We start from the raw sequence: 285 nt of genomic DNA on the forward strand, positions 1-285 counted from the left end.
CCACGTCGTCAACCACATCGTGGACAGCCACCTCGGCGGCAACGCCTACCAGACCTGGCTGCTGGTGGTGCAGTCCGTGCTCGAGGCCATCGCGCTGGTGCTGCGGTTGCGGGCGCGCGGTTACGTCGTCGGTCCCGTCGCCCCGGCGACCGTGTCTGCCCTGGCGCCGTTCGTCGGCCAGAAGACCGTCACCCTCACCACGTTCCGGCGCGACGGCAGACCGTGCAGCAGCCCCGTGAGCATCGTCGTCGACGGCGACCACGCCTACGTACGCAGCTTCGAGAC

1 pseudogene is annotated in these 285 nt (G+C 69.8%); it reads left to right on the forward strand.

Going from position 1 to position 285, the window contains the following annotated elements:
- Window positions 1–285: pseudogene (locus JHE00_RS34790) on the forward strand (PPOX class F420-dependent oxidoreductase); the annotation flags it as partial.

This window comes from Prauserella cavernicola, assembly GCF_016595675.1.
GTDB lineage: Bacteria > Actinomycetota > Actinomycetes > Mycobacteriales > Pseudonocardiaceae > Prauserella_A > Prauserella_A cavernicola.